Raw genomic sequence first — 10,101 nt, 5'->3', positions numbered from 1 at the left:
TCCTCCAGGTCGATCTCCGTCGATGCCTGGATCACAGTACTCATCAGGGGTGTCCTCCATGATCAGGAGTTACACCGTTGTTCTTACAGTCCCGTTGCTGGCGGTGAGCAGCATGGCGAGACGCTCCGCTGGGGTGTCCCAGTTGAGCGTCTTTCGTGGTCTGGCGTTGAGTTCGGCGGCGACGGCGTCGAGCTCCTCGCGGGTGTGGACGGACAGGTCGGTGCCCTTGGGGAAGTACTGGCGCAGCAGGCCGTTGGTGTTCTCGTTGGAGCCGCGCTGCCATGGACTGGCCGGGTCACAGAAGTAGACGGGCATGTCGGCGACGACGGTGAACTCGTGGTGGCGGCCCATCTCGCTGCCCTGGTCCCAGGTGAGGGCGCGCTTGAGGTGGGCGGGCAGTGTGGCCATGGTCTCCACCAGGGCGTCGCGCATGCGCTCGGCGCTGCGGTCGATGGGCAGGTGGAGGAGCATCACGTAGCGGGTGGTGCGCTCGACCAGCGTGCCGATGGCCGAGCTGCCGTTCTTGCCGATGATGCAGTCCCCTTCCCAGTGGCCGGGGACGGCCCGGTCGTCAGCTTCGGCGGGCCGCTCGCTGAGCATGACCATGGGTGCGCTGTAGCGGGGCTGGCGTTGCTGGGCCAGGCGGCGGGGCTTGCGCATGGCGCGGCCGGTGCGCAGCGCCCGGGTCAGCTCGCGGCGCAGCTCGCCGCGGCCTTGGACATAGAGCGCCTGGTAGATGGTCTCGTGGCACACGTGCATCTCCGCCCGCTCGGGGAAGGTCCGGCGCAGGCTCTGGACGATCTGCTCTGGGGCTCCAGCGCTTGTGCAGGTGCTCTTGAATGTAGGCCCGTAACTCGGGGTTCTGGCCAATCTTGCTGGGCTTGGGGCGGGGCCGGCGCGCGTCGGCTCGGGCCTGAGCGGCGTGCGGCCGGTACTGGCCGCCTGTGGGGTGCCGGTTACGGCGGATCTCCCGACTGATGGTGGACGGCGCACGGCCCAGCTCGCGGGCGATCTCGCGGATCGCCGCTCTCTCTCGTACCCGGTCGGCGATGTAGATCCGCTCGTCTCCCGCAGATAGCGGGACTCGCCCGGTGGGGGCACCGTCCGTGATTCGGGCGGTGCCCCCTTGTTCCATTTGGTGCGATTCCAGCCGTTGCGCCACCGCTTCCCGGTCCGGATGTTGATCCCAACGATCCGGCACGCTTCCCGGCTGCTGAAACCTTGATCCATAAGCCGGAAGTATTCCTCCCGCTCACGGGTCAGCTTCTTCGGGCCCTGCGGAGATCGGATCTTGCGGATCTCGAACTCTTCCATCGCACTCCCCAACCTGGGGTGTTGCGACGACCGCTAGAAGGAAGGGTTCAAGGGGGCCGGGGGCTCTCTCCGGGCGCAGCTCTCCCCCGCCATGAGCGGGGGTTCCTGGGGTTTCCCGGCAGGTCCACGCGCGCGTGTCGCCCCGGCCGGCCAGGGTTCTGGCGCGGCTCTCGATCGAGCAGTTTCGGCCGCGGACGGCGTCACTGCTGGGGTCGAAACTGCCGTAGTAAGGGACTCCAGGGACGGTGGTTGAAGCGCCAGGGCCCGGAGTTGCTGACTCTGTCGGAGTAGTAGCAGGTGTAAGCGGCGCCCGGTCCCCGCTCGACGCCCGGCGGCCGCCGGCATCTGCCCGCATGCCGGTCGCGCCCGCCTCGGCTACGACCGCGCCCGCGTCCTGCTGGAGAAATACGCCGGCCTCGATCTGCACCAGCTGCGGCACAGCGCCGCCACCCACCTCGGCGAGGGAAAGGTGCCGCTCCAGCTCATCATGGGCACTGCCATGCGTTACGTCAAACCCGGACCTGAGGCCGTCGCCAAGGTCACCGAGGTCCAGATGCCCCGCCGCCGCACCCACTGATCACGATCGGCGGCCGGCCGGGGCTGTAGGAGCTCCGGGCCGCCTCGCCGGCCACAGCCGGGGCGACATCCGGATCCGCTACCGGCACCCGCCCGCGCCCTGACCACCCCGGTGAGGGTGGCCGCTCAACGCGGGCTCAACAGGGGCTCAACACCGGGCGGCCTACGTTCTCCTCATCCGAAAGCGGACGAAGGAAGAGGGGACATGAACATCACCGCCAAGCTCGGCACCGCCCTCGTCGCTGGTGCGATCGGCCTGGGGGGCCTGGCCGCCGCGCCCGCGCAGGCCACCACGGCTCAGGCCGGTCCCAGCTGCGTCAGCGTCACGCACTGGACGACCAAGATGACCCACAAGGTGCGAGTCATCAACAACTGCAAATACTCCGTCACCTACCAGGTCAAGCGGCGCGGGCCGGACTCCGACTGCCTGACCGTGGCCCCGCACCAGGGCTACACCTCGTGGTGGCAGCGCTGGGGCCGCCAGTACCAGGGCATCCGCTGGTGGTGCGCCTGACGCTGACGGGAGGGGGCGCCTGCGATCCGGCGCCCCCGACGGCTACAGGGACGTAGGGCGGGCGTGGCGCAGGGATGGCGCGAACCCGTCCGGCTCCCGCCCAGCGTACGGCGCGGTCTGTTGATCGTGGTCATGCGCGGCGAGCTCGGCATCGCGGTGATGCGGAATCAACGATGGTGCCGGCCAATGCACGCCGAGAGCCACCCGTTGCAGAGGTTGACGACTGCCGCGCCGCGGTTCGTCCGGGACGTCACCCGTGCAGGAGGGTTCGCACCTCCGCCAGGAGGTCCACCTGCCGCCGCCAGTCGCCGCCCGAGATCCCGACGACCGCGTGGCTCGCCCCGGCCGCGCGGTAGTCGTTCAGCCGTCCGGCGGCCTCCTCGGGGTGGCCGGTGAGGGGGATCGGCAGCACGTCCTCAAGCGGACGGCCGTAACCGGCGCTGATCCCGGACGCCACCTGAGCCCGGGACGGGACGTCGGGCCCGCCTCCCAGCGCGGCGGCGCAACCGATGGCGACGACCGGAACGGGACGGCCTGCCTGCCCGGCCAGTTCGGCCAGCCGTGCCCGTCCCTCGGCGACCTCCAGCGGGGAGATCAGCGAGGGGAACCAGCCCTCGCCCAGCCGCGCCGCCCGCCGGATCGCCGCCTCCGACGCGTTGCCCACCCACACGGGCGGCATGGCCGCGGCCGGGGACAGCGTGACCGGCGGCTGCCCCGGCTCGTCCGGCAGCCGGGTCTCCTTCCCGGCCAGCAGCTCGGGGAGCAGTTCCAGCGCGGTGTCCGTACGGCGTCCGCGCCGCCCGTACGCCACCCCGGCGGCGGCCCACTGCCCCGGCCCGCCGCCCGAGCCGACGCCCAGGACCAGCCTGCCGCCCGACACGTGCTGCAGGCTCGCGACCTGCTTGGCCACCCAGGCCAGCGGCCGGATCGCCGGGACGAACACGCTTGCGCCGATCCTGATCCTCGACGTGACGGCGGCCGCGGTGGCCAGCGCGATCGACGCGTCCAGGGTCGGCGCGCCGATGGCCAGGTGGTCGCCGTGCCAGACGCCGTCCAATCCGGCGTCCTCCGCGTGCCGGGCGGCCTCCCGCAGGTCGAGGCCCCTTGTGCGCTGCTCGCCGACGCCGGGAAGGATCACACCGATCTCAAAGCTCTTCATGCGGCCGACTATGCAACCTCAGGCGGGCTTGAGGTCAATCGTGCGGGGGCCGGAGGTAGGGGCGCGCCGGTCGGCCAGGAACACCGGCCCGGCCTGGCGGCCGTTGGGCAGGCGAGGCAGGATGCGGGCCGTGGGGGTGGCCCGGTGCCCGTACTCAAGGGCGCCGCACGCAATCCCTGCTCCGTGACGCCATCGGGCAGAACTTGTCGGCCAGCGCGTCCTCATCCGCCCGGGTCGACTCCTGGAAGCCCAGAGCGTCCCGCACCTGGGCCCGGTGCCGCTCGATCGACCGACTCGACCTTGACTTGACCGGCCACGTAGTCCACCGCGGCCTTGGGCGACTCACCCACGTGCCGCGGGATCAAAGAACGTCAGCGGCGAAGCGCAGTCGTACGGTACGGGCCGGTTCATCGCCACGTTCGCCTGGTTCCACGATGCCGCACCGGACCTCACAGTGGTGTGACGGCCTCTGTTCGGCCCCTGTTAGGGCCGGGTCCGTACAACAGACCGCATGCAAGCAACCATCGAAGTCAGCGGGCTGCGCAAACGGTTCGGTCCGACCCTGGCGCTGGACGGCATGTCGTTCACCGTGCTGCCCGGCCGGGTCACCGGGTTCGTCGGCCCCAACGGGGCGGGCAAGTCCACCACGATGCGGGTGATCCTCGGCCTGGACGCGGCCGACGAGGGCCAGGCGCTCATCGGCGGCCGGCCGTACGCCGGCCTGCGCAACCCGCTCACCCACGTCGGCGCGCTGCTGGATGCCGGGGCGCTGCAGCCGAGCCGCACCGCGCGCAACCACCTGCTGTGGCTGGCCCACTCCCAGGGCCTGGACGGCAGGCGGGTCGACGAGGTGCTCCGACAGGTGGGGATGCAGTCCGCCGCCCGGCGCAAGGCGGGCGGCTTCTCGCTGGGCATGCGGCAGCGGCTCGGCATCGCGGCCGCGTTGCTCGGGGACCCGCCGGTGCTCATGCTGGACGAGCCGGTCAACGGCCTGGATCCCGAGGGCATTGTGTGGATGCGCGGATTCCTGCGGTCGCTGGCCGGCGAAGGGCGGGCCGTGCTGGTGTCCAGCCATCTGATGAGCGAACTGGAGGACACCGCCGACCATCTCGTGGTGGTGGGCAAGGGCCGCGTCATCGCCGACACCAGCGTGGCCGATCTCATCACGACCGCCTCCCGCGGCCGGGTCACACTGCGGACGGCGGCGCGCGCGGCGGCGATGTCCGCGCTGGGCCAGGCAGGCGCCACCATGGCCGTCACCGATCGCGACACGATCGTCGTCTCAGGGCTGCCGTCGGAGCACATCGTGGCCGTACTCAACGCTGGCGCGGTGCCGTTCTCCGAGGTGGCGACGCACCGGGTGACGCTGGAGCAGGCCTACATGGACCTCACCGCCGATACGGTCGAATACCGGGGAGCGGCACGATGAGCGCCCTTTCGAGCCGCTCCTCAGACCGCTCCTCAGACCGCTCCGCACCCAGCTCCGCACCCGGCTCGGAACCGCGGGCCGGGCGCGGAGGGTTCGGGCGGTTGCTGCGGGCCGAGTGGACCAAGTTCAGGACGGTGCGCGGCTGGGTGGTCGCCCTGACGGCAGCGGCGCTGGTCACCGTGCTGCTCGGGCTGCTGTCCGCGTCCAGCAATCACGCCTCGTGCGGCGCCGGTCCGGTCGAGGTCGCCTGCCCACCGCCGCTGACGGGGCCGGACGGCGAAGCGGTGGACGACAAGTTCTTTTTCGCGCACCGGCCGCTGGCCGGGGACGGCGGCATCACCGTCCGCCTCACCTCCATGACCGGCAAGATCCGTAAGCCCGACGTCACCCCCGGAGTGCGGAACGAGGTCGCCGGCCTCGTGCCGTGGGCGAAGGCCGGAGTCATGATCAAGGAGAGCACCGAGCAGGGCTCTGCCTACGCGGCGGTGATGATGACCGGCGCGCACGGAGTGCGGATGCAGCACAACTTCACCCACGACGTGGCCGGCCGGGCGGGCGGCGTCTCCCGGCAGTCGCCGCGCTGGCTGCGGCTGACCCGCGCCGGCGACACCCTCACCGGGTACGAGTCCGCCGACGGCACGAACTGGACCGAGATCGGCACCGCAACCTTGGCCGGGCTACCGGCGACCGTACAGGTCGGGTTGTTCGCGACCTCCCCGGGGGATCTGACGGTCACGCAGGGGGATCTCGGCGGGTCCGTCGCGGCGGCCCGCTTCACCGAAGCCACCGGCGAGTTCGACCAGGTCGAGCTGCAGGGCAGCACGCCTGGCACGTGGCGAAACGACGACATCGGCGTCACCATCGGTCCCGACGGTGCCGAGCACCACCCGGGCCGCGCCAGCCGGTCCGGCGGCACCTTCTCCGTCACCGGCGTCGGCGACATCGCGCCGACCATCGAGGGCCCGACCGCCGAGCGTCCTCTCAGCAGCGCGCTGATCGGGCTGGTCCTGGTGATCGTGGTGGCGGTCATGTTCGTCACCGCCGAGTACCGGCACGGCCTGATCCGCGTCACCCTGCTGGCCGGCCCGCGTCGCGGCCGGATGCTGGCGGCCAAGGCGCTGGCGCTCGGCCTGGTCACCTTCGCCGCCGCGCTGCCCGCCGTCGCGATCACGTTCACGGTCGGCGGGCGGATTCTGCGCGACAACGGCAACGCCGTCGTCCCGGTGTCCCTGCTCACCCAGGTGCGCATCGTGGTCGGCCTGGCGGCGCTGTTCGCGCTGGCCGCCGTGCTCGCCCTCGCGCTCGGCGCGCTGCTGCGGCGCAGCGTCGCGGCGGTCATCACCGCGATCGCGGTGATCGTGGTCCCGCACGTCCTGGCCACCACCTCGGTCCTGCCCGACAGCGCGGCGCAATGGCTGCTGCGCCTCACCCCGGCGGCCGGCTTCGCCATCCAGCAGAGCATCCCGCAGTACGCGCACGTGCTCGGCCACTACTCCCCCATCGCCGGGTTCTACCCGCTGCCGCCGTGGGCCGGCCTGGCCGTGCTGGCCGGCTATGCCGCGCTCGCCCTCGGCCTGGCCGTCCGCCGGCTTGGGCGGAGGGACGCATGAGACATCCCCATCGGGCCCTCTTCCGGCGTCGCGGGAGGAGTGCATGAGAGCGCACCTGCATGCGGAGTGGACGAAACTCCGTACCCTGCCCGGCACCGGCTGGCTGCTGCTCGCGATCGTGGTGCTGACCGTCGCCGTCAGCGTCGCGGCCTCCGCCGTGGTGTCCTGCGCCTCGGAAGGCTGCGGCTACGACCCCGCCAGAATCGGCCTCTTCGGGGTCCAGGTGAGCCAGGCGGTCGTCGCCATCCTGGCCGTCCTGGCGGTCACCGGCGAATACGGCACCGGCATGATCCGCCTCACCCTGACCGCCATGCCGCGCCGGGCCGGCGTCCTGGCCGCGAAGGCGATCATTCTGGTCGGCCTGACCCTGATCGCCGGGAGCGTCGCCGTGCCCGCCTCCGCGCTGGCCGCGCGGCGCATCCTGCTCGACAACGGCTTCCCCGCCGACCTGCTCGTCCTCACCAGCGGTCCCATGGTGCGCGCCGCCGTCGGCTCGGTCCTCTATCTGGCGCTGGTCGCCCTGTTCAGCCTGGGGGTCGCCACCGCCGTACGGGACTCCGCCACCGCCATCGGGGTCGTGCTCGGCCTGCTCTACCTCTTCCCCGCACTCATCCTCATGATCGCCGACGATGACTGGCAGCGGCTGCTCTGGCAGCTCTCCCCGATGAACGCCGGGCTCGCCATCCAGGCCACCACCAACCTCGCCGGCCTCCCCCTCAGCCCATGGGCCGGCCTCGGCGTACTCGCGGCCTGGGCCACCGCGGCGCTCCTGGGCGGCGGGCTGCTTCTACGGCTGCGCGACGCATAGCCGCCGGCCGGATCCCGGTGGGCCTGGCGGCTGTCGTGCGGCCTGGGAGCGGCGGGGCGCCACCTCTTCGCCGCGTAGCCTTCTGGATTGACATTGCTAGCTATTTCAGTCATGTTTGAAATAACTAGCCAATGTGTGCGGAGCAAGCCATGGAACGCGTGACCTTCAACAGCGTCGGCACCCGCTGCGCGGGTGATCTCTACCTGCCCGAGACGAGCGACCCGGTCCCCGGGCTGGTGCTCGGGCACAGCGGGGTGATGGTCAAGGAGGCGCTGGCGTTCTTCGCGCCGTACTTCGTCGAGGCCGGCTTCGCGGTGCTGGCCATCGACTACCGCACGGTCGGCTCCAGCGAAGGCGAGCCGCGCGGCCTGGACTACCCGGAGCGGCAGGTGGAGGACTTCCGCAGCGCTGTGTCATACCTGCAGACCCGCCCCGAAGTGCAGCCGGAGCGCATCGGGGTGTGGGGGGTGAGCATCGGCGGGTCGGTGGCGGCCCAAGCCGCCGTGCTCGATCGGCGCATCAAGTGCGTCGTCGTGCAGAGCCCCAGCGTGTGGAACGGATGGCGGTACCTGGAACGCCTCCTGGGCCGGGCCGGTGTCCACGCGCTGCGCGACCGACTGCAGCAGGACTGGCAGCGGCGCTACGAAGGCGGGCAGAGCGCCCGCGTGCCGCACCTGACGCTGGAGGGCGACAGCGTGAAGGACACCCCGGACATGTCGACCCGCCTGTTTCCCACCTACCGCAACGAGAAGACCCTCGACTCGGCCGAGCACCTGCTCACCTTCGCACCCGAGAACCTCATCCACCGGCTCACGCCGACGCCGCTGCTGATGATCGCCAACGGCGGCTGGGACCCGTACCACATGCTGGAGGAGGCGCAGAGCGCCTTCGCCAAGGCGGGCGAGCCCAAGCGGCTCGCGGTGCTGCCCTACGACGTGCTCGGGCTGTACACCGGCCCGGGCCTGGAAGAGGCGACGGCGCTCGCGATCGACTGGTTCAACCTCCACCTGCGCAGGACCCGGCTCGCGGACATCACCCCGACACCCACCTACGAGTCGGTGGCCGCCATGACACAGTGAACCGGCACACGATCAACAACGGAGGACGCGACCATGAGCACTGAGCAACAGCAGGACCGGCTGCTCCGCTGGGTGGAACGGGTGGCCGCCTTCTGCGTCGAGGAGTGGGGGCTGCCGCCCATCACCGGACGCATCCTCGGCTGGCTCATGATCTGCGATCCGGCCGAGCAGTCCGCCGGCCAGATCGCGGACGTGATCCAGGCCAGCCGGGCCTCACTCACCTCGAACATGCGTTTCCTCACGGCCATCGGCCTGGTCAAGAAGGTGAGAAGGCCCGGCGATCGCGTCTCCTACTACCGCATCGAGGACGACGCCTGGCAGAAGGTCATCCAGCGCAAGCTCGAAGGCCTGAGCGCGTTCGGCGAGATCGCCGACGAAGGGCTCGACATCGCGGGCGGCGAGGGACACCGCACCGAGCGCATCAAAGCCGCCCACGACTCCCTGACGTGGCTGCAGAACCTCGCGGCCCGTCATCCGCTACGCCGTTAAGGAACCCCCATGCACCGCTGGCAACCCGAGCTCGGGCTGATCCAGGAAACGCTGCTGCTCACTCTCCACGCCAGAGCCCTGGACGCCGGGCGGCCCAGCCCCATCCTCGGCGACACGCTCTCCGCCGAACTGGCCCGCAGCATCGATTACGACTTCGGCAAGCTGAAGGTCAAGCCCAACCTCGTCCTCACCACGGCACTGCGCGCCAAGAAGCTCGACGGCGTCGTCCGCGCCTACGTCGCCGCTCATCCCGGATGCGTGGTGCTCGACCTGGGCTGCGGCCTGGACACCCGGGTGTTCCGCTGTGATCCCCCGCCCGGCGTCGACTGGTACGACATCGACTTCCCTGAAGTGGTGGGCCTGCGATCCGAATGCCTGCCCGGCCGTTCCCACCTGGTCGGAGCCGACCTCACCGGCTCCGACTGGCTCACAGCCATCCCCGGTGACCGGCCGGCGATGATCGTCGCCGAGGGGCTGCTCCCCTTCATGCCCGGCGACTCCTTCCAACGGATGACCCGCGCGCTGTCCGGCCATTTCCCTTCGGGCGAGCTCGCGCTCAACGGCTACACCCGCTTCGCCGCCTGGGCCATGAAGTACCACCCGACCATCAAGGCGCTCGGCATCAAAGCCGCCCAGGGCTTCGACGACCCGCACGAACCCGAGTCCTGGGACGCCGGCCTCGAACTGATCGAGGAGCAGATCCTCACCCGCGCCCCGGAAACAGCCTGGTTCCCGCAACCCCTGCGCGCGCTGACCCGTCTCACCGCCCGCAGCACGGCCTTGTCTCGGCAAGGGGCACGCATTCTCCGCTACCGGTTCTGAGTGCGTGCGGGCGGCGGTGGCGACAAGCGGCGTTCCTTCAGCCTGTGGACGTAGCCAAGTGGCCGACGGCGAGCCATGCCCCAGCCGGCAGGGCACGGCACCTGCTGGTCACCCAGCACGCTCACCGACCCTTCTGAGCCGTGACTAGGGTGCTGTGGTGAGCACATCCCGATCCTCCTGGCGTAACACCACCCATGACTGGGCGACCGACGTCGACCTCGGCCACCTCGCCGACATCCGAGGGAACCCGGCCGAGTTCGCCCCCGGCGGTGTCCGGCACCTGATCCTCGAAGTACTCGCC

At 70.9% G+C, this 10,101-nt stretch carries 8 protein-coding genes and 1 pseudogene; 7 read left to right on the top strand and 2 right to left on the bottom strand.

The genetic code is table 11. The features are described from left to right. Window positions 1-69: 69 nt before the first annotated feature. Window positions 70-1,314: pseudogene (locus ABT158_RS50430) on the bottom strand (IS30 family transposase). A gap of 781 nt (window positions 1,315-2,095) precedes the next feature. On the opposite strand from ABT158_RS50430, the gene ABT158_RS50425 reads away from it, so the two are divergent. Then, window positions 2,096-2,404: an alpha-amylase inhibitor gene (locus ABT158_RS50425; RefSeq protein ID WP_352366511.1), complete on the top strand. Its 309-nt coding sequence runs from the start codon at window positions 2,096-2,098 to the stop codon at window positions 2,402-2,404. A gap of 250 nt (window positions 2,405-2,654) precedes the next feature. Here ABT158_RS50425 and ABT158_RS50420 read toward each other — a convergent pair whose 3' ends face one another. Next, complete coding sequence (locus ABT158_RS50420) at window positions 2,655-3,563, bottom strand: LLM class flavin-dependent oxidoreductase (protein WP_352366509.1); 909 nt, start codon at window positions 3,561-3,563, stop codon at window positions 2,655-2,657. A 511-nt stretch (window positions 3,564-4,074) separates the two neighbouring features. On the opposite strand from ABT158_RS50420, the gene ABT158_RS50415 reads away from it, so the two are divergent. The 6 genes from ABT158_RS50415 to ABT158_RS50390 all read left to right on the top strand — a co-directional run bounded on the left by ABT158_RS50415 (window position 4,075) and on the right by ABT158_RS50390 (window position 9,800). Beyond that, a complete protein-coding gene (locus ABT158_RS50415; protein ID WP_352366508.1) occupies window positions 4,075-4,992 on the top strand; it encodes an ATP-binding cassette domain-containing protein in 918 nt (305 codons plus the stop codon). A 101-nt stretch (window positions 4,993-5,093) separates the two neighbouring features. Beyond that, window positions 5,094-6,602: an ABC transporter permease subunit gene (locus ABT158_RS50410; RefSeq protein WP_352366506.1), complete on the top strand. Its 1,509-nt coding sequence runs from the start codon at window positions 5,094-5,096 to the stop codon at window positions 6,600-6,602. A 43-nt stretch (window positions 6,603-6,645) separates the two neighbouring features. Next, window positions 6,646-7,410, top strand: coding sequence for an ABC-2 transporter permease (locus ABT158_RS50405; RefSeq protein ID WP_352366504.1), 765 nt, complete (start codon window positions 6,646-6,648; stop codon window positions 7,408-7,410). 149 nt (window positions 7,411-7,559) lie between these two features. After that, window positions 7,560-8,489, top strand: a complete 930-nt coding sequence (locus ABT158_RS50400) for an alpha/beta hydrolase (RefSeq protein ID WP_352366502.1) — start codon at window positions 7,560-7,562, stop codon at window positions 8,487-8,489. Window positions 8,490-8,522: 33 nt separating this feature from the next. Then, a complete protein-coding gene (locus tag ABT158_RS50395) occupies window positions 8,523-8,978 on the top strand; it encodes a GbsR/MarR family transcriptional regulator (protein ID WP_352366500.1) in 456 nt (151 codons plus the stop codon). A 9-nt stretch (window positions 8,979-8,987) separates the two neighbouring features. Next, entirely contained in the window at window positions 8,988-9,800 is an 813-nt protein-coding gene (locus ABT158_RS50390) for a class I SAM-dependent methyltransferase (RefSeq protein WP_352366498.1), read from the top strand. Window positions 9,801-10,101 lie beyond the last annotated feature (301 nt).

Source organism: Nonomuraea sp. NPDC001636, from assembly GCF_040298265.1.
GTDB lineage: Bacteria > Actinomycetota > Actinomycetes > Streptosporangiales > Streptosporangiaceae > Nonomuraea.
Note: the sequence above shows the minus strand (reverse complement) of the source record. Positions and strands in the feature narration are given on the sequence as shown.